Below are 19,559 nucleotides of genomic sequence, written 5' to 3'. Positions count from 1 at the left end.
TTATTTTTGTTCGTTGCGCGTTGTAATTCGTATACCACCGTGTGGGAGTTGGATCACTTTAATAGTGTTATCATCACTTGGCAACTCAATTGGCTGCTCAGCTTCAGTTTCTATTGCTGATTGCTCGATTGATACAATGGGCTTGGGTGGTAAACCATATTTTGATAATGCAACGACTACTTTACGATTTTCAGCGCGCCCTTGCTCTGTATCATTATCAGAAAAAGGAGAATACTGACCGTAACCTTCGATGGCCATTCGCGCAGGGTTGATACCCAATGCATCAAGTTCGACTAAAATAGAGGTCGCTCTTGCAACAGATAGCTCCCAATTAGAACGAAACATTTCATTATGAATAGTTTCATTATCGGTATAACCACGTACTCTGACGTAGTTATCTACAGGAGCAATAATATCGTTCACTAATTTTATTACTGCTTTCGCGCGTTGATGCGCCACAGCACTGCCACTGGAAAATAACATTCCTGAGCTTAACTCAATAATCAACCAGTCTTGGTGTAACTCTAAACTTGCTTCGCCATCGCGTATTTCATCGATCAAAGCTGATTGTAATTTAGTTAATAAACTATCTAGCGGTTTACCTAAGTGTTTTTGTTTTATGTTACTGGTGTCGCTTTGGCCATCAAGTAACTGCGGGCCAACTTCTTGCTTTTGAATACTCTCACCAAACAACAGTTCTTTTTCTGGGCTTACTCTGTCGGTTAATAAACCAGTACCGGTCACACCTTGGCCTTCTTGGCTATACTGACGAGCTGACTTGTCAAAAACCTGCTCCAGCGAATCAGATAAAATTTGGAAGCTTTCTTCTTTATTAATCGCAATCGCATACATCACTACAAAGAATGCAAACATAATAGTCATGTAATCGGCGTACGACACTAGCCAACGTTCTGTATGCTGACTTTTGGTCGATGAGTGACGAAGTCGACGGCGCATCATAATAATTATTCTTGCAGCTGACTTGGACGCTCTACACGATACGCTTCAAGTTTCAGCTCAATATTGACAGGGCTATCACCTTGGCTCATTGCAATAATTCCTTCAGCTAATAACTCATGAAACAGCATCTTTTGTTCTACTTGTTGTTTTAGCTTATTAGCCATGGGTAAAAACAGTAAATTTGCTAAACCAACCCCATAGATGGTCGCGATAAAAGCCGTCGCAACCCCCGCACCTAACTTTTCAGGCTCAGTGATAAATGACATTGCTTGGATCAGACCAAGCACTGCACCTAATATACCGATAGTAGGACTGTAACCGCCCAACGCCTCGTACACCCGGCTGGCTTCAAGTAAACGTTCCCTTTCTAACAATAAATCAATTTCTAACGCATCTCTAAGTTTTTGCTCGCTGTTACCATCAATCAATAAACTCAGGCCTTTGGCAACGTACGGGTCTGGATGTGTTAATGCTACTTCTTCAAGCGCTAAATACCCTTCTTGGCGAGCTTTTTGTGACCAACTTTTAACTTGCTCAATTGCCCTGTCGATATCATGACTTGGAGGAAAAAACACCCAATGACTTATTCTTAAGACTTTATTAAACGTATGTGCCGGTGTTTGTAGCATTACAGCACCTAACGTACCACCCAAAACAATAATTAATGCTGGGCCATTAAATAAAGCACTTACAACCCCACCCTCTAGTGAGTAACCATAGCCAATCGCCAAAAGTGCAACGAACAGGCCTAAAAACGACAACTTATCCACAACCAATTTCTCGAACTAACCGATTAGCAACCTCTTCAAGTGCGATACTTGCCGACGATAGCCCAGCGTTAGCAACCGCCTGTGGCATACCATATACCACACTGGTTTTTTCATCTTGCGCCCAAATAGTGGCGCCGGCTTGTTTGAGCATTCTTGCACCATCTCGTCCATCAGCGCCCATGCCTGTAAGTACCACAGCTAACACATCACCTTGAAAAGATTTGGCTGTACTAGCAAAAGTAACGTCAACACTGGGCTTATAAGTGATCCGCGCACTGTCGTCCTCAAAAACACGTAACGTGCGATTTCCACCTCGTCCCTCAACCAGCATCTGTTGACCACCTGGCGCTAGATAAGCGACGCCTGGCATTAATCGGTCGCCTTGTTGTGCTTCTTTTACTTTTATTTTGCACAAGCCATTTAAACGAGCGGCAAATGCTGGCGTAAACGCAGCTGGCATATGCTGTATTAACAAAATGGGATGTGGGAAATTGGCCGGCAACTTAGTCAAAATAGTTTGCAGTGCGACAGGCCCCCCTGTGGAGGTGCCTATTGCAACTATTTGATATTTCTTACCCGAAGCACGTGTATTAGCTGCAATGTTCGAAGCGGGCGCTGTGCTGCGGTTAAAACTTCTATCAGGTTGAGTTATCGCAGGTCGACTTGTTGTACCTGCAGAAACGGAAGGTATTGATGTCGGTGTCGGCCTACTGAAGCGTGATAGACGCTTGCGTCCAATTTCTTTTACTTTATTTTGTAATAACTTAATCGCATCTTCATTATTACGAGCAATGTCTTCAAATTTTTTCGGTAAAAAATCTAAAGCACCCGCATCAAGTGCGTCTAAGGTTGCTGTTGCGCCATCACGGGTCAAGGAAGAGAACATCAGAATTGGGGTTGGATTTGCTGCCATGATCTCTTTTACAGCACTAATACCATCAAGCACAGGCATTTCAACATCCATAGTGATTACATCTGGACGCAATTGATTTGTCTTGTCTACCGCTTCTCTGCCATTTACCGCAAAACCAATTACTTCAATATCCTTATCTTGCTCGAGTATTTCGCTCACCCTGCGGCGAAAGAAACTTGAATCATCAACAACTAAAACTTTAACTGCCATTGGCATACTCTATGTAAATTTTATCTGTGAGAGCCATATATAGCTCTCACAATAAGATAAGAATTGGACTAACCTGCGTAATGTTTTAACAGGTTTGGAACATCTAAGATTAGCGCTATACCACCGTCAGACGTGATCGTTGCACCTGCCATACCAGGTGTTCCTTGTAGTAAAGCATCAAGCGGTTTAATAACAACTTCTTCTTGACCAATCAATGAATCCACTACAAAACCAACTTGTTGCGTACCTATTTGTACAATTACAACATGGCCTTGAGCTTTGCGTAATGATCTGTCAGCACCTTTGACTAACCAATGTTCTAAATAAAACAACGGTCGTGCTTTCTTACGAACAATAATGGTTAATTGGCCATCAACTACATTCGTTTTAGTTAGATCTAGGTGGAATATTTCATTAACACCAGCCAGTGGTAATGCAAATGTTTGCTCACCGACAACCACCATCAATGTCGGCAAAATAGCCAACGTTAACGGAACTTTAATTTCTAGGATTGTACCTACACCTAGCTCAGATTGAATACTCACAGAACCATTTAGTTGGGTAATTTTGGTTTTCACCACATCCATACCCACACCACGACCCGAAATATCAGAGATCTGTTCTTTGGTGGAAAAGCCTGGTGCAAAAATAAGGTTATAGGCTTCTGTATCAGATAATCGAGCAGCTTGCTCGTGATCAAGCACCCCTTTATTGATTGCTATTTTTTTCAGCTTTTCGGGATCCATACCAGCACCATCATCTCGGATGGTAAGCAAAATATGATCACCTTCTTGCGATGCTGATAAAGTTACAGTCCCAGTCCTTGCTTTACCTGCCGCTTCACGCACATCAGGCATTTCAATACCGTGGTCTACAGAGTTACGCACCAAGTGGACTAAAGGATCTGCCAGTGCCTCAACTAAGTTTTTATCTAAATCAGTTTCTTCACCCACGAGCAATAAATTGATATCTTTTTTCAAACTGCGGGCTAAATCACGTACTACGCGAGGGAAACGACCGAACACTTTCTTGATCGGTTGCATCCGCGTTTTCATCACCGCACCTTGCAAGTCCGCAGTTACTACATCAAGGTTTGAAATGGCTTTACCCATCGCTTCACTTTCAGTATTGGTTGCTAAACTGACTAGGCGATTGCGCACTAGCACAAGTTCACCGACCATATTCATTATTTGATCAAGGCGTTTTGTATCAACGCGCACAGTGGTATCAGCTTGTGGTGGAACTGATTTTTTCGCAACAGCTGTCGCTGGAGCTGGCTTTTCAGCCGCTTTCGCAGGCTCAGACACTGCTGGTTTAGGCGCAGGTTTAGCTGCGGCAACAGGTGCTGGGGGAGGGACTGGTTTTTGAGCGGGTGTTGGCTCAGTATCTGCAACTGCTTGCGGTGCACTCCCTTTGCCGTGCAATTCATCTAATAATGCTTCAAACTCATCATCGCTGATCTCGTCTGGACTATTACTTTTAGTTGGCTCTGATGACGCTTGGGGCGGTTTAGGCGCAGTATTTTCGGTGCTTGCAGCATCTTTATTACTGACCAAACCAAAGCTACCAACACCATGTAATTCATCTAATAAATTATCGAATTCGTCATCAGTAATATCACTATTTGATGACTCATTGCTAACTGTTACTGCTGGAGTTACAGGACTTTGTCCTTTTCCATGCAGCTCATCTAGCAAACTTTCAAATTCATCTTCTGATATATCATCGATTTGAACATCTTTTTTATCGCTATCAACTTGACCATCAAATAACAAGTCAAATGCAAATGGATCATCAGAATCATCTAAAATAGCATCAGCATCAACAACAGGAGTATCGTCTGCAGGCTCAGCAGCGCCAGTTAGTTCTTCAGCAGTTGGCGGCAATCCCAATTTATGTAACACAGCCAGCAACTCTGGATTTGCAGGTTCTGGTTTTTCTCGGCTTTGGATGGTCGCAAACATTTCGTTGATAGTATCGAGCGCTTGCAAGATCACGTCCATCAGCTCAGAATTAACCTTACGAACACCTTGACGCAATAAATCGAAAACGTTTTCTGCACCGTGACAAGCGTCAACTAGCTCAGTCATACTTAAAAAACCTGCGCCGCCTTTTACCGTATGAAAACCACGGAAAATTGCATTGAGTAATTCGGTATCATCTGGGTTATTTTCAAGCTCCACCAGCTGTTCTGACAAAAGCTCAAGAATTTCTCCAGCCTCTACTAGAAAATCTTGTAAAATATCTTCATCGACTTCAAAGCTCATGCAGTTCTCTCCTCTTAGAAGCCCAAGCTTGATAATAAATCATCAACATCATCTTGCCCTGAGACAACATCATCACGAGATTCTTTATCAATAATTGGCCCTTCAGGGCCTGCAAGTGTATTTTCAGCAGGCGGTTTTTCAATGACTGGTGCTATTGTTTTTGTTTCGCTATCATCTTGGCTACCAAATGCTGTCAACAAGTGGATCAAGCTGTCTTCTACTTCTCTAACAAGCTCTATCACTCGACGGATCACTTGACCTGTTAAATCTTGAAAATCTTGTGCCATCAAGACATTGGTCATGAGTCCTTGCAACTCATCCGTTTTAGTTTGCGAGCTATTCATGAACTTATCTAAGCTGTGGCATAATGTTTTAAACTCACCTAGCTCAATTTCACGATTCATTAAACGATCCCAAGTGGGTTTAATGTCTGAAATATCATCTGCAAGCTGTTGGGCAATTGGTAAACTTGCTTCTACAGCATCCATGGTTTTATTAGCAGCGTTCTCTGTCATTTCCATAACATAGTTTAGACGCTGCTTAGCATCGGGGAGTGCGTCTTTGGTCAAATCAGCTAAACGTGTATCAAGCTCAAAATTTTTCAACGCATCATGAAGCTGACGCGTAAGTTTGCCTACTTCGGCAAATAATTCTGATTGCTCTTTTGACGCCGCATCAATAATTAACTGATCAGCTTTATCTTGTTCACCATTTTCAAGGTAAACCACAAGCTGCCGGGCTTGTTCTAAACTGATCTGAGGCGCAGCTGGTGCTGACATAAGCCTCTCCTATTTATTTAACCTAAACGCTCAAACACTTTTTCCAATTTGGTTTTCAGTGTTGCGGCTGTAAATGGTTTAACGATATAGCCGTTAACACCAGCTTGTGCAGCAGCAACAATTTGTTCTTTTTTAGCTTCTGCTGTTACCATTAAAACAGGGATGTGTTTCAGGCTGTCATCGGCCCTGATAGCGCGCAAGAGGTCAATTCCTTGCATGCCAGGCATGTTCCAATCTGTTACTACAAAATCAAATTCTTGATTCTGCAACATCGGTAAAGCTGTTGAGCCATCATCAGCTTCTTGTACATTTGTAAAACCCAAATCTCTTAACAGATTTTTGATAATACGTCTCATCGTCGAAAAATCATCAACAACAAGAATTTTCATGTTTTTATCCAAAACATCCTCCGGTGAGGTCTGAACCTATATTTACTTACTACTAGTTAATCCAGTCATTGATTTTTGCTTTGAGCTTAATCATCGCCTGACCATGTATCTGACTCACACGCGATTCGCTTACATCGAGTATATGTCCAATCTCTTTTAAATTCATTTCATCATTATAATAAAGCGACAATACTAACCCATCTCGTTCAGGTAAAGATTGTATAGCTGTTAATAATGATTGATTAAAACGTTCATTTTTAACGTTATTAAAGGGCTTGTCTAGTGCTAAATCATGTCCCACTGGTGTGATAACATCTTCATCAATTCCCAAGTCTTCTATACCTAAAACCTTACTTGAATTTACATCACTAAGAATATGATGGTACTCATCTAGCGTAATATCAAGTTTTTCAGCAACTTCACTATCTTTAGGTTCTCGATTCAGGCTGCTTTCTAGCTCACTAATCGCTTCAGCAACTCTGCGGCTATTACGGTGCACTGAGCGAGGAGCCCAATCACCTCGGCGCATTTCATCCAGCATCGCACCACGAATACGAATGCCTGCAAAGGTTTCAAAGCTTGCACCTTTAGTCGCATCAAAGTTTTTTGATGCTTCAATTAACCCTATCATCCCCGATTGAATCAAATCATCGAGTTGCACACTCGCGGGTAAACGAGCGATCAAATGACAAGCCACTTTTTTAACTAAAGAAGCATGTCGCTCAACAATCACATTTAAATTTTGTGTCGATTGATATCCCATCGCTTTATTCACCGATGCCGTCATAGTTAGCCGTTTACTAATTTTTCTATGAAAAATTCTAAATGGCCAGATGGTTGATTAGGTATAGGCCATTTAACTGCTTTTGTCGCTAATGTTTTAAATGCAATTGCCGCTGGAGAATTTGGAAATAAATCAACAATTACTTTTTGACGACGAGTTGCTTTACGCATGTTTTCATCATAAGGGACTGTTGCAACCAATTCCATTGAGACATCCAAAAAGCGATCCGTTACTTTTGAGAGCTTAGCAAATAGTTCGTGGCCTTCACGCATACTGCGCACCATATTAGCAACTATTTTAAACTTATACACACCATGCTCACGACTCAACACTTTGATTAATGCATAAGCGTCGGTTATTGAGGTCGGTTCATCACATACTACTACCATGACATCTTGCGCTGCGCGCGAAAAACTTAATACCATGTCAGAGATACCAGCAGCAGTATCAACAATTAATATATCAAATTCGGTATTCAACTCACTAAAAGCACGAATTAATCCAGCATGTTCTGATGGAGAAAGTTCCACCATACTTTGTGAGCCTGACGTCGCTGGTACTATTTTAATTCCTGCAGGCCCTTCAACTAAAATTTCATCGAGCTCACATTCACCTGATAGTACATGAGATAGATTACGTTCAACCCGAAGCCCTAACATCACATCACAATTTGCTAAACCCAAATCGGCATCCAGAACTAACACTCGGTTTCCGAGCTGACCCAACGCAATCGCAGTGTTAAGTGAGACGTTAGTTTTCCCTACGCCACCTTTACCACCTGTTACAGCGATAACTTTAACGCCGTTATTATTGTTTTGACTCATTTTACGCAGGCCACTTGCTTGATCTAATACTGTGTTAATCATACATCCCTACTGTGCTTGACGCTACTGCTTGGCGTCGTGAATGTTGTGCTTTTGTTCTTTTTAAATACAATTGTTCTGCTTTTTTTACTAATTTCTCTGCATTGGCGACCCGAATGTCCTCTGGAACGCGCTGACCGTTAGTAAGATACCCTATTGGAAGGCGATTTTGAATCGCTATACTAATAATCTCACCTAAACTTAATGATTCGTCTAATTTAGTGAAAATACAGCCACTTAATTGTACCTTCTTAAAATGTCTTACGGTTTCTTGTAAAACATTAATTTGTGCGGTCGCACTGAGCACTAAATAATTGCGAATATCGACACGTTGATTACGCATTAGTGTATTTAGCTGCTCAGTTAAACGTAAATCACGTTGGCTCATTCCCGCAGTATCTATTAATACTAGACGCTTATTTCGTAAATGATATAAAACTTCTGCTAATTCATTGGCATCTTTAACTTGTTTTACACCACAACCGATGATCCGGCCATAAGTAGCTAACTGTTCATAAGCGCCAATACGGTAAGTATCAGTGGTAATTAGCGCAACTTTATCTGCGCCATATTTTTGTGCGCCAAGGGCTGCAAGTTTTGCCACGGTTGTAGTTTTACCTACCCCAGTAGGACCAACAAGTGCATATACCCCGCCTTGGCGAAGGATTTCGTTATTTGTAGTATGCATTTGGTTTTCAACCATTTGCAATAGTGCTTGCCAGGCTTGCTGACGTGACACATCGTCCGGAATAAAGCAGGCCATTTGCTCTGCAACTTCACTGTCGATACCCATTCCAACTAAACGATCGATCATGCATGCGCGAGTAGGATCGCGACGCGCTAAATCTTGTTGCATCAAACCCGATACCTGATACTCAAGTAATTGACGCATCGCAGCCATTTCATCACGCATAGCGGTGATTTCATCTGTTTTGGCTGCACTTTTTGTTAGCATTGGAGTATCTAAATCATCAAAACCACTTTCTAGATCATCATCAAAACCTAAGCTATGTGCTTGCGTTTGTGGACGCGGCGCAGTATCGCGACGAGCAAAGTCACTATGCGCTTGTGGTTCATGGCGAGCTTGCTGTGCTTGATGTTGTTGCTGTGGTTGATACTGAGTAGATGTATCAATCCCTGACTGGCTAAACATAGACGCAAGCTCAGGTGAGCGTGGACGCGGTGATTGGCGCTCTAATAATGCTTGTAAGCTATCAGCTACCGCAGCTTGCGGCTCATGCTGCGCACGTTGTGGCGCAGGTTTAACAAAGTTAGCATTCGTTTGCGGTTGCGCCTTAGCAACATGTGGTTGTGCCGGTGCTTTCGGGGCTGCTTTTTCATAATCAACGGCGGCAACAATCTCTACCCCATTGGCTAATTTTTTATTTGACATGATTACAGCATCTACACCGAGTTCATCTTTAACTTCTTTCAGTGCGGTGCGCATATCTTTAGCAAAAAAACGTTTTATTTTCATGGTTCAACCCCTTTAAAATCCGATTATTGGCCTACTGAGCTGACAATCTTGATCTGTCTTTCGTCTGGTACCTCTTGATAAGACATCACTCGCAATCCTGGAATGGTGTACTTAACAAAACGAGATAACACAGTGCGTAACATTCCTGACGTTAGCAATATCGAAGGTTCACCGGCCATTTCTTGGTTTTGATGCGCTTCATTTAATGATTGTTGAAGTCGCTCTGCAAGTCCTGGCTCTATTCCGGCACCTTCGTCGCCTGCATTTTGTAGTGACTGATGCAACATCTGTTCCAACTCAGGCGCCAAGGTTATGACAGGGATTTCTGATGACATTCCAACCGCGTCTTGAACAATTAATCTGCGCAGTGAAATTCGCACTGCTGCGGTTAATACATCAGGATCTTGGCTTCGAGGGCCATACTCAACAAGGGTTTGTACAATTGAACGCATATCGCGAATAGCAACGCCTTCATTTAATAAATTTTGTAATACTTTAACAATTGCTGTTAGTGGTAAAATATCTGGCACTAGCCCTTCAACTAAACGAGGATGACTTTTTGCCAGCATATCTAATAGATTTTGCACTTCCTCGTGGCCGAGTAACAAGGCCGCGCTGTTAGTTAGTAACTGACTAATATGCGTTGCTACCACAGTCGCTGCATCAACCACGGTATAACCGAGTGATTGTGCTTCATCTTTTTGATCTGGTTTGATCCAAATAGCGTCTAGACCAAAGGCAGGATCTTTAGTAGCAATCCCTTTTATTGGACCAAATACTTGGCCAGGATTAATAGCCAACTCATCACCATGCTTAAGCTCGCCCTCACCACTTGAAACACCCATCATGGTAATTCTGTATGCATTTGGGTCTAACTCTAAGTTATCGCGAATATGCACCGGTGGAATTAAAAAACCAAGTTCTTGAGATAACTTTTTACGTACTCCTTTAATTCGGTTTAATAATTCGCCACCTTGTGATTGATCAACTAATGGAATTAAGCGATAGCCAACTTCGAGGCCAATTACATCAACTTGTTGTACATCATCCCAACCTAGCTCTTTTTGCTCTTGCTTGTTAGCAACACCAGTGCCTGTTGCACCGCCATTGGCAGCTTCTGCTTCCTTAGCAGCCGCTTCTTTGAGCTTACTTTGCTGGGTGTAATACGCTAAATAACCAAGTAAAGCACCAAGGCTTAAAAAGGCAAAATGTGGCATACCCGGGACCAAACCCATCACGATTAAAATACCCGAAGCAATAAATAATGATTTTTCGTTACCGAGTTGTTTCTTAAATTGATCGCCCATATTGAGCGATTCATTTTGACGAGTAACAACAATTGCAGTGCCAATAGATAACAGTAATGATGGTAATTGTGCAACTAGACCATCACCAATGGTCAGTAAGGTATACACTTCCATTGCGTTACCAAAGCTTAAATCATGCTGGATCATACCAACAAACAAGCCGCCAACAATATTGATGATCAGTATCACTATACCAGCAATCGCATCACCTTTTACAAACTTACTCGCACCATCCATCGAGCCATAAAAGTCCGCTTCACGGGTGACTTCTTCACGGCGGTCTCGTGCTTGCTCTGCACTAATAAAACCCGCATTCAAGTCGGCATCAATGGCCATTTGTTTGCCTGGCATCGCATCTAAGGTAAAGCGTGCCGATACCTCAGAGATCCTGCCTGCGCCTTTGGTGATTACCACAAAGTTGATGATGATCAAAATCAAAAACACCACTAAACCAACTGCGTAGTTGCCACCAATTACCACTGAACCAAAAGCTTCGATTACTTTACCTGCGGAATCGCCACCGTTATGGCCTTCAAGCAGCACCACCCGGGTACTGGCAACATTTAGTGCCAAACGCATAATAGTTGCAATCAATAGTACTGCGGGAAACATCCCAAATTCAACAGGCTTCATGGTGTAAACTGTCACTAACAACACCACTAATGCTAAAGCTATATTAAACGAGAAAAGAATGTCGAGTAAAAATGGCGGTAACGGTAAAATCACCATGCCCAGCGCAGCGAGCACCAGCAAAGGTGTACCAACACCTTTTAAATACTCTTTTTTATCTTTATTAAGTTGTTGTAATACAGCTTTAAATTCCATAATTCTACAATTTCAAAAAATTGACACTAAACGGAATTTGCAATAACTATTCCAAGTTATTAATTACGAGCTTAAAAGAATACTGATTATTCAAATCAATACTTATAGGCATCTGGAATTGGGAGTGTTTTATTCAATTTTGTAGGGCGTTTACCACGGCCTTTTTGAAAGCGTTTAAGCTGAAATACATAAGCTAAAACTTGTGCGACTGCAGTAAATAGTTGGTCAGGGATTTGTTCTCCTACTTCGGCAGTATGATACAGTGCTCGAGTAAGCATGGGGGACTCTACAATGGGTACCTCGTTACCTATGGCTATTTTTCTAATTTGCATCGCCATCTCATCAACGCCTTTGGCAACTAATATAGGCGCGCCAGCGCGCTCTGTGTCGTACTTTAATGCCACAGAGTAATGAGTAGGGTTGGTAACAACTACATCGGCATCTGGCACATCCTGCATCATGCGTCGCTGCGACATTTGTCTTTGCGTTTGCCTTATACGCGCTTTAATTTGCGGATCACCTTCAGAATTTTTATATTCATCTTTGACTTCTTGTAGAGTCATTTTTAATTCTTTGTGATGTTTATGGCTTTGATATGGCGCATCAATCGCAGCAATAATGGTTAAGGTGCAGGTCAGCCCTAAAAACATCCATGCGAGTATCTCTAAGGCATGAATGATATTGCCCGGCGCACTTTCAATACTCAGATGAAGAATTTCATCAAAGAAGGTGTTGATCAAAAAAATGGCAAAGCCCGCCACGACCACAAACTTTAAAATCGATTTCACCAACTCGACGCCCGCTTGTGGACCTAACATCCGCTTTATACCTTTTGCTGGTGACATTTTACTGGCTTTGGGTGCTGCCGCCTCCCAACTAAAGTTAAAACCACCTAACAAGGTATTACCTATGATACCCGCCAGCACAATAATAAACACGAACATCGCCATCGGAAATACTAGCGCATCGGCCACCGCTCCCCACACAGAAAACATTTTCGTAGTATCGTAGGTTTCATTGCGGTTCAAACTGAGCATGCGACCCATTATATTATACAGTCCCTTGCCAATCTCAGGTCCGTACATAAGTAATGAAATCGCTGAAAAAATAAGTACAAACATGGTGCCAAGCTCTTTTGAGCGCGCAACCTGGCCCTTCTTTTTCGCGTCGTCTACTTTTTTCCCCGTGGGTTCTTCGGTTTTTTCTTGACCTGAATCTTCAGCCATCACTCTCTCCTATGGGGAACAACCAACTAAAGTACACATTAACTCAATCATTTTTAGCCATTGAAATTCAAATTGAGTAACAAAGTTACCTAAGGTTGCCCAAATAATGACTAAACCTGCAACCAAGGTAAACGGAAAACCGATTGAAAAAATGTTTAACTGCGGTGCTGCACGGGTCATCACACCAAACGACATATTAATCACCAGCATAGCTGTTAAAGGCGCCAAAGATAACACCAAGGCGGTAGTAAACATCCAGCCGCCCCACGTCACTATGTCCCAATAATGATCAACCGCCCACCAATTACCGTCGATTGGTAGCACCTCAAAGCTATGCACTACCATTTGGATCATCATTAAATGGCCATTAAATACAAAGAATAATAGCGTGGCTAGAATCAAATAAAACTGCCCAACAGCAGGCACACTCATACCATTAGAAGGATCAACAACAGAGGCGAAACCAAGGCCAGTTTGCATTGCTAATATTTGCCCTGCTAACACAAAAGTATTCAACATCAGTACAGAAGCAAAACCTATCGCAACACCGATTAACATTTGTTGAATAACTACCAATATCATCTCAAAAGAGAATAAGTTATTAAATGTCGCAGGCGGAAGTACTGGTACAACTAAAAAAGTAATCATTACCGCTAGACCCATCTTGATCCGCGTAGGCACATTTTTAGCACCCAGCCCCGCCATGATCATAATCATCGAGCTGATCCGTACTAGTGGTAACAAAAAATCACTCAGCCACTGAATAATAACCGAAAATGGGAATTCCATACTAGCCCGCAATTTCAGGAATAATTAACACTATTCGACTAAAAAAATCCATTAACTCTTGCGTTAACCAATGCCCTCCAACAATCAAGGCGCTGATAGTAATTAATAGCCGCGGCAAAAAGCTTAATGTTTGTTCATTGATTGACGTTGCGGCCTGAAATACAGCTACAACTAAACCCACTAATAAACCTGGTACCACAATTGCCGATACTAATTTAATAACTAAAAATAATGCATTACTGAGAATATCGACGAAGATTTCTGGTTCCATGGTGCCCCCCTAGCCTTTGTAGGCAAAGTATTGTATTGCCATATCAAGTGCCTAAGCCAAAACTTTTAGCTAAAGTCCCCATCACTAAACTCCAGCCATCAACAAGTACAAACAACATAATTTTAAACGGCATAGACACAATCATCGGCGAGAGCATCATCATACCCATGGCCATCAAGACTGAAGCCACAACTAAATCGACTATCAAAAATGGAATAAAGAACATAAAACCAATAATAAATGCAGTTTGTAATTCGCTGGTTATAAATGCGGGGATTAATACAATTAATGGCGTTGCTTCAGGAGAATCTAACTTATCATACCCAGCAATTTTAGCGAAGGTTTCTAAATCTTTTATGCGCACCTGTGAGAGCATGAATTCCTTCATCGGCTCTTTGGCAAGTTCAAGCGCTTGAATCGAGGTCACCTGCTCATTTAAATATGGCTCAATAGCTTGCTGATTCACTTTTTGATAAACCGGCGTCATTATAAAAATACTTAGAAATAGCGACATACCTAACAATATTTGATTTGATGGTGTTTGTTGCAAACCAATTGCTTGGCGTAAAATAGCCAGTACTACGATTATGCGAGTAAATGAGGTCATCATGATCACCGCTGCAGGTATAAAGCTTAGCGCGGTCATAATAGCCAGTACTTGCAAGGTTACAGAGTAATCTTGTGAACCGTCTGGATTAGTCGTAATACTTAACGCTTCAATGCCTTCGGCGTTAACTGTGGGGATAAAAACTAATGCAAAAAGTATAAGCAGCCACTTAGTCATATTATTAATTCTTTTTAATGTGGTTAGTTTGTGGGTTTAAGAGTTTACCAAAACGTTGTGCAAGGGCTGGCAACTCTTTTTCTGTCAATGGAGTCTCTAATTTATGCAGGTAGTTAATACTGTGCGGGGTTACGCCTAGTAAGTGCTGACAATTATCAATTTCGACGACCATTAATCGCTCTCGCGCACTTAACGGTAAACTACGCACCACTTTAAATTCGTCGGTATTTGCTAAATTGGGGTTTAGTTTTTTAACCAAAAATGCCAGTACCACAATCAGTACTAGCACCATGATTAAAGACATTACCATTGAGAGTAAGTCGCCCATTGGTGTCGCTGCAGGCAGCGCTGAGCTTGCTGCAGTCGATAAAAAAAGCCAACTGCTCATCGCAGCTTCTTGATCCGTTCAACTTGGCTGATCACGTCAGTCAGGCGGATACCAAATTTATCATTAACTACGACCACTTCACCATGCGCTATCAATGTACCATTAACTAATACATCCAATGGCTCACCGGCAACACGATCAAGCTCAACAACTGAACCTTGGTTAAGCTGAAGTAAGTTACGAATATTAATTTTTGAACGCCCGACTTCCATCGAAATAGTCACGGGGATATCTAAAATTGTATCGAGTTTGCGTTTTTCTTCGCCACTCATTTCATGTCTAGCATCACTTAACTCGTCAAGTTCAGTTACTTTGGCACCATCAGAACTATCGGTCCCTTCGGCTTCGGCTAAAGCAGCCGCCCATTCGTCCATTGTATCTTGGTCATCACTCATACTATTAAACCTTTTTATTCTCTTACCAGTCTAAATCTACGCCTTCGGAAAGGTGTAGATCATCTTCTAGTTCTGCTAATTCCGCATCTGAATCAAGCTTTTTGCCACCTTTTGTAAAGACATGCAACTCTGATTTGACTGATTCAGGACGTTTAATTTTTTCACTAATTTGCAGCGCGACGTTATCACGAGAGCGACCCATTTTAGCCCTAAAGGTTGGCAGCTCTTCGACAAACACCGTTATGTGCTCTGGCATCTCAACAGGAATAATATCCCCAGCCTTAAGCTCCATAATTTGCGCTAAGGTTAAATCAACTTCAAGCAGTTGTGTTGATATTCCAACTTCAACATCCATAATCTCATCACGTAAGGCTTTGCTCCAACGTAAATCGGTATCTTCAGTATCTGATTGCACACCAGCATCGAGTAATTCACGAATAGGTTCAAGCATTGAATACGGCAATGCGATATGGAAATCCCCGCCACCGCCATCCAGCTCAATATGGAATGAACTGATCACCACCACCTCGGTGGGACTGACGATATTAGCCATTGCCGGATTAACTTCTGAATCAAGATATTCAAAAGACACATCCATTACCGGCGCCCATGCTTCTTTGTAATCTTCAAAGATTATTTTTAATAGCATTTGTACAATACGGCGCTCAGTAGGTGTAAATTCACGACCTTCTATTTTCGCATGATAGCGACCATCGCCGCCAAAGAAGTTATCAACCAGGATGAACACTAACCGTGCTTCCATAGTGATTAACCCAGTACCTTTAAGAGGACGAAAGCGCACCATATTAAGACTGGTAGGAACAAATAAAGTGTGGATATACTCACCAAACTTTATCATTTGTACGCCATTGATAGAAACTTCAGCAGTACGGCGCATCATATTAAATAAGCTAATGCGCATGTGTCGAGCAAATCGTTCGTTCACAATCTCCAGAGTCGGCATGCGACCACGAACAATACGATCTTGTGAAGAAAAATCGTATTGCAACGTATTACCGCTACCATCATCACCGTCCTGTAGATCCTCCTCTTCGACTTCATCGACACCATGCAACAGGGCATCGATTTCATCTTGGGATAATAAATCACTCACGCTGACCCCTTATTGCATTACAAAGCCGGTAAACAACACCCGCTCAATTACTTTACTACCCTCTACATCAGTTAACGCGGCTTGTACTTTATCAAGCGCTGCTACTCGTAGGGTTTCTTTGCCTTCGCTAGTACCAAGCTCATCTGCGGTGGTGGTTGAAAACACACCAAGCAATGTGCCTTCAATAAGTGGAATATGCTTTTTAGCCGTTTCTTCATTCACATCACCGCGCACTAGTAATTGCACTTTTATTTGCACAATGCGATCACGACTGGCACCAGGTACGTTAAAAATAAAAGGTCGAGGCATCGCAACATATAAGGCACTGCCAACCTTTGCACCACTACCACTTACATCTGCAGTTTCAGTTGCTGATGCAACAGATTCATCCGCAAGTGTTTCAGGAGCAGCGTCGGAGCCAGACATCAAGAAAAAGCCAGCTGCACCACCAATTACCAATACCACAGCAATAATAATTATAATCAGCTTTTTTTTACTTTTACTACCGTCTTCAATTTCTAAGTTTGCTTCTTCAGCCATGCTGCTTTCCTTTATGCCTTAATAATAGCGATATTACGAGTGTCACCGCGCACCATCAAGTTATTTATTTTTATAGTCTTATACCTCATATAATAGCAGGTGTTAGGCATAGTAATCTATTGATGATGAAGATTGTTGCCCAGAGCCTCGAATTGGTTGCTGAGTTAATGCACTTTCCTCTTCATTTTGTTGCTGATTTGCCTGTTGACCACGACCATTTTGTTGTCCGTCACCACCAGTATCACTTTGACTATTTCCCTGCTGGATACTGCTTTCACCCAGTTCAATTCCCTGCTGTGCTAACATTTCTCGTAATCTCGGCATTGATTGCTCAAGAGCTTCTTTGGCTTGCTGATTTTGTACCACAAAGTTAATTTGAGCTTGTTCTGCATCGCTACGAATACGAATTTGCATACTACCCATTTCTGGCGGATCAAGACGTATTTCAGCTTCTTTATTATTGATACTTAGTAATGCACTCACTCGTTCTTGTAGTAATTTGGCTGCATCACTTTTCATGATATTCAATGCTTGTAACGCAGTTGGATCAAGATTTATTTGTCTTGTCTGTGATGTAGGGCTCGCTTGCTGGGCATGCATAACTTGCATATCTGCCAAAGCTTGTTGATAGCTTTGCTCACTCCCTTCTACAGCCGAGGCTGTCGTAACCGCAGTGGTTAATCCGGTGAGCTGGCCAAACAATTGATTTACACGTGTCAATGTGTTGTCGCGCACAGGGCTTTGCTCTGCTTTAATATTTTCAGCAAGTTGCTCACTTTTTAGAACATTATCTTGCACTGCCAGTTTCACTTCTTGCTCTTTGCTCGCGGCCTTTATAAGTGCATCTTGTGGCGCAGATACTTTATTTGTATCTGATTTAGCGGTGTTGCTATTGGTTGTTGTAGTGCTTACTAAATTATCTGTCATTGACTGAACCGTCAATTGAGCTTTTGACTCAGTCTTTTTTTCAATACTCTCTGGCTGAGCTAATTCTGCAATAGCCGTATTGATCTGAGTTAATAAAGCCCCCTTAGGCTGCTCAGTGCTCACAAAATTTTGTAATTGCTGGCTCAATGCCTGCTTTTGTACAGGACTCAACAGCGAAATATCTTTACTTAGTTGGGTTAGCTCTGCCGTGTTCATTGTCGCAACTGCCGTGGTAGGTTTTGCAACTTCTTTACTATTAAGCTCTACAAATTCAGCCAGCATTTTTTTTAAGTCAGTTACGTTAGCCGGTGATGGATCTTGCTGACGAATGACATCAACTTGATTTTGTAGCTGTTTTTGCTGCTCTGGTGTTAAGCTCGCCAACAATGGGTGTTCATTTTTTTGTACTGTAGTTGGTGAGTTAAGCAATACCTTACTGATTTGCTCTAATACAGCACTGTTACTATGCTTTGCCTGTGTAGCTGCTTTTTCAGCTACATCAGTTTGAGAGCCAATCGTAGTGGTTGATTCCACACCTTTAACTACTGGTTCTGCCTTTGAAGCAACGTCCATTGCTACTGCAGTAGCACTTGTGGTTGCTTGTTTGGCGTTAGCAGTAACGTTAGCTACAGTTGCGTGCGCATCTGCAGTTAACGCTGCACTCTGTTGAGGTTTTTCTTGCTGAGCAATCCTTGTGTCCGAATCTTTAACTAATACTTCACTTTCTTGTGGTTTAACTTGTTGAGCAAGCGTTACGTCCAAACCTTTAGCTAATACTTCACTGTTTTGTGGCTTACCTTTGCTTGTATTTTCAGCAATATTTATTTGAGCTGTTTCATTGCCAACTTCCCCACTCTTTAAGGTAGCTGCAGCTTGTTGGTTTGTTGGCTGCATTGTCATCGCTTTATTTTGCGATATCTCTTTTGCCACTTGAATATCATCAATAATAGGAGTCACAGCATCATCAGGAGGGGTGTTTCCCTTCAGTTGAAGCTGTTTATCAATCGCCTCTGCCAGCACCGTTTTTTCAGTAAGTAGCGTTGGTTTTAGTTGTTTATCGACTAGTTGTGCAATAGGATCATCAGTGGCAGGAGTGTCTGTATCAATAATAGGCGTAACATCATCAATTGGACGAGGTCCAGTGACTTTAATAAGCTTCGGATCTATTTTTTCTTCACTGTATTTACCCAACGTTGAAAGTAATGAGGCATTTGCAACAGTTGGCGTATTATTTACCCGAGTGTCCATATTGTTGGCTGCCGTGATCTGAGCAAGCATTGCATCACCAGACATAGCATCACCTGACATCGTTTTCTCATCACTGCTGTCAGTGGGCGTTTTTTGCGCTTTTTCAGCAGCAACTTCGGCTTCACTTGCAGCTGACACAGCGCCAGATGAGTTAACTTTCATGGGTGTTTCTGCAGCATTATTAGCGTTTTGTAACTCACTAAAGAAATCACTATCGGTGCTTTCTTTACCTGTTGCCGCACTGCCTTTGGCACTGTCTTTTTTATTTAACTGAACATCCTGCTCAGTTGAGATAAACACTGAAAGATCACTAATAGCCATAATTCACCTAGA

The 19,559-nt window shown here is 41.9% G+C and carries 19 protein-coding genes; all 19 read right to left on the bottom strand.

Going from position 1 to position 19,559, the window contains the following annotated elements; all coding sequences use genetic code 11:
* Entirely contained in the window at positions 1-960 is a 960-nt protein-coding gene (locus tag H5203_RS05620; protein ID WP_145239345.1) for a flagellar motor protein MotB, read from the bottom strand.
* 5 nt (positions 961-965) lie between these two features.
* On the bottom strand, positions 966-1,730 hold the full coding sequence (locus H5203_RS05615; RefSeq protein ID WP_145239348.1) for a flagellar motor protein: 765 nt from the start codon (positions 1,728-1,730) through the stop codon (positions 966-968).
* Positions 1,723-2,853, bottom strand: coding sequence for a chemotaxis response regulator protein-glutamate methylesterase (locus tag H5203_RS05610; protein ID WP_145239351.1), 1,131 nt, complete (start codon positions 2,851-2,853; stop codon positions 1,723-1,725). Before H5203_RS05610 ends, H5203_RS05615 begins: the two co-directional genes overlap by 8 nt.
* Positions 2,854-2,921: 68 nt before the next feature.
* A complete protein-coding gene (locus H5203_RS05605) occupies positions 2,922-5,120 on the bottom strand; it encodes a chemotaxis protein CheA (RefSeq protein WP_182731013.1) in 2,199 nt (732 codons plus the stop codon).
* A gap of 14 nt (positions 5,121-5,134) precedes the next feature.
* Positions 5,135-5,899, bottom strand: coding sequence for a protein phosphatase CheZ (locus H5203_RS05600; RefSeq protein ID WP_145239357.1), 765 nt, complete (start codon positions 5,897-5,899; stop codon positions 5,135-5,137).
* A gap of 17 nt (positions 5,900-5,916) precedes the next feature.
* Positions 5,917-6,300, bottom strand: coding sequence for a chemotaxis response regulator CheY (cheY, locus tag H5203_RS05595; RefSeq protein ID WP_016708035.1), 384 nt, complete (start codon positions 6,298-6,300; stop codon positions 5,917-5,919).
* Between the two features lie 40 nt (positions 6,301-6,340).
* Positions 6,341-7,051: an RNA polymerase sigma factor FliA gene (locus tag H5203_RS05590; RefSeq protein ID WP_145239602.1), complete on the bottom strand. Its 711-nt coding sequence runs from the start codon at positions 7,049-7,051 to the stop codon at positions 6,341-6,343.
* A gap of 26 nt (positions 7,052-7,077) precedes the next feature.
* Positions 7,078-7,938 (bottom strand): MinD/ParA family protein, encoded by an 861-nt coding sequence (locus tag H5203_RS05585; RefSeq protein WP_145239360.1) that lies wholly within the window; start codon positions 7,936-7,938, stop codon positions 7,078-7,080.
* On the bottom strand, positions 7,931-9,412 hold the full coding sequence (flhF, locus tag H5203_RS05580; RefSeq protein ID WP_182758312.1) for a flagellar biosynthesis protein FlhF: 1,482 nt from the start codon (positions 9,410-9,412) through the stop codon (positions 7,931-7,933). The genes H5203_RS05585 and flhF overlap by 8 nt, the downstream gene beginning before the upstream one ends.
* A 23-nt stretch (positions 9,413-9,435) precedes the next feature.
* Positions 9,436-11,544 (bottom strand): flagellar biosynthesis protein FlhA, encoded by a 2,109-nt coding sequence (flhA, locus tag H5203_RS05575; RefSeq protein ID WP_145239366.1) that lies wholly within the window; start codon positions 11,542-11,544, stop codon positions 9,436-9,438.
* 95 nt (positions 11,545-11,639) lie between these two features.
* Positions 11,640-12,770 (bottom strand): flagellar biosynthesis protein FlhB, encoded by a 1,131-nt coding sequence (flhB, locus tag H5203_RS05570; RefSeq protein ID WP_145239369.1) that lies wholly within the window; start codon positions 12,768-12,770, stop codon positions 11,640-11,642.
* Positions 12,771-12,779: 9 nt separating this feature from the next.
* A complete protein-coding gene (gene fliR, locus H5203_RS05565; RefSeq protein WP_145239372.1) occupies positions 12,780-13,559 on the bottom strand; it encodes a flagellar biosynthetic protein FliR in 780 nt (259 codons plus the stop codon).
* Position 13,560: 1 nt separating this feature from the next.
* Positions 13,561-13,830 carry a flagellar biosynthesis protein FliQ gene (gene fliQ / locus H5203_RS05560; protein ID WP_145239376.1) on the bottom strand — a complete coding sequence of 90 codons (270 nt, stop codon included), beginning with the start codon at positions 13,828-13,830 and terminating at the stop codon, positions 13,561-13,563.
* A gap of 43 nt (positions 13,831-13,873) precedes the next feature.
* The gene (fliP, locus tag H5203_RS05555; RefSeq protein WP_145239379.1) at positions 13,874-14,614 is read right to left on the bottom strand and encodes a flagellar type III secretion system pore protein FliP; all 741 of its coding nucleotides are present in this window, start codon (positions 14,612-14,614) and stop codon (positions 13,874-13,876) included.
* A 4-nt stretch (positions 14,615-14,618) separates the two neighbouring features.
* Positions 14,619-15,002 (bottom strand): flagellar biosynthetic protein FliO, encoded by a 384-nt coding sequence (fliO, locus tag H5203_RS05550; protein ID WP_145239382.1) that lies wholly within the window; start codon positions 15,000-15,002, stop codon positions 14,619-14,621.
* Positions 14,999-15,397, bottom strand: coding sequence for a flagellar motor switch protein FliN (fliN, locus tag H5203_RS05545; RefSeq protein WP_145239385.1), 399 nt, complete (start codon positions 15,395-15,397; stop codon positions 14,999-15,001). Before fliN ends, fliO begins: the two co-directional genes overlap by 4 nt.
* A 22-nt stretch (positions 15,398-15,419) precedes the next feature.
* On the bottom strand, positions 15,420-16,511 hold the full coding sequence (gene fliM, locus H5203_RS05540; protein WP_145239389.1) for a flagellar motor switch protein FliM: 1,092 nt from the start codon (positions 16,509-16,511) through the stop codon (positions 15,420-15,422).
* 9 nt (positions 16,512-16,520) lie between these two features.
* A complete protein-coding gene (fliL, locus tag H5203_RS05535) occupies positions 16,521-17,051 on the bottom strand; it encodes a flagellar basal body-associated protein FliL (protein WP_145239392.1) in 531 nt (176 codons plus the stop codon).
* Positions 17,052-17,153: 102 nt separating this feature from the next.
* Positions 17,154-19,547, bottom strand: coding sequence for a flagellar hook-length control protein FliK (locus tag H5203_RS05530; protein WP_182819467.1), 2,394 nt, complete (start codon positions 19,545-19,547; stop codon positions 17,154-17,156).
* Positions 19,548-19,559 lie beyond the last annotated feature (12 nt).

Source organism: Pseudoalteromonas sp. SG41-1, assembly GCF_014164575.1.
GTDB lineage: Bacteria > Pseudomonadota > Gammaproteobacteria > Enterobacterales > Alteromonadaceae > Pseudoalteromonas > Pseudoalteromonas rhizosphaerae.
The sequence above is the reverse complement of the archived record's forward strand: the minus strand, read 5'-3'. Positions and strand labels throughout refer to the sequence as shown.

Bases quoted from the DNA above. Each gene is read 5' to 3' on its own strand.
- H5203_RS05590 (WP_145239602.1), bottom strand. From the start codon at position 7,051: ATGGGATATCAATCGACACAAAATTTAAATGTGATTGTTGAGCGACAT.
- fliN (WP_145239385.1), bottom strand. From the start codon at position 15,397: ATGAGTGATGACCAAGATACAATGGACGAATGGGCGGCTGCTTTAGCC.
- H5203_RS05600 (WP_145239357.1), bottom strand. From the start codon at position 5,899: ATGTCAGCACCAGCTGCGCCTCAGATCAGTTTAGAACAAGCCCGGCAG.
- H5203_RS05610 (WP_145239351.1), bottom strand. From the start codon at position 2,853: ATGGCAGTTAAAGTTTTAGTTGTTGATGATTCAAGTTTCTTTCGCCGC.
- flhB (WP_145239369.1), bottom strand. From the start codon at position 12,770: ATGGCTGAAGATTCAGGTCAAGAAAAAACCGAAGAACCCACGGGGAAA.
- H5203_RS05605 (WP_182731013.1), bottom strand. From the start codon at position 5,120: ATGAGCTTTGAAGTCGATGAAGATATTTTACAAGATTTTCTAGTAGAG.
- fliP (WP_145239379.1), bottom strand. From the start codon at position 14,614: ATGACTAAGTGGCTGCTTATACTTTTTGCATTAGTTTTTATCCCCACA.
- fliR (WP_145239372.1), bottom strand. From the start codon at position 13,559: ATGGAATTCCCATTTTCGGTTATTATTCAGTGGCTGAGTGATTTTTTG.
- H5203_RS05620 (WP_145239345.1), bottom strand. From the start codon at position 960: ATGATGCGCCGTCGACTTCGTCACTCATCGACCAAAAGTCAGCATACA.
- fliO (WP_145239382.1), bottom strand. From the start codon at position 15,002: ATGAGCAGTTGGCTTTTTTTATCGACTGCAGCAAGCTCAGCGCTGCCT.
- fliQ (WP_145239376.1), bottom strand. From the start codon at position 13,830: ATGGAACCAGAAATCTTCGTCGATATTCTCAGTAATGCATTATTTTTA.
- flhA (WP_145239366.1), bottom strand. From the start codon at position 11,544: ATGGAATTTAAAGCTGTATTACAACAACTTAATAAAGATAAAAAAGAG.
- fliL (WP_145239392.1), bottom strand. From the start codon at position 17,051: ATGGCTGAAGAAGCAAACTTAGAAATTGAAGACGGTAGTAAAAGTAAA.
- H5203_RS05585 (WP_145239360.1), bottom strand. From the start codon at position 7,938: ATGATTAACACAGTATTAGATCAAGCAAGTGGCCTGCGTAAAATGAGT.
- flhF (WP_182758312.1), bottom strand. From the start codon at position 9,412: ATGAAAATAAAACGTTTTTTTGCTAAAGATATGCGCACCGCACTGAAA.
- H5203_RS05530 (WP_182819467.1), bottom strand. From the start codon at position 19,547: ATGGCTATTAGTGATCTTTCAGTGTTTATCTCAACTGAGCAGGATGTT.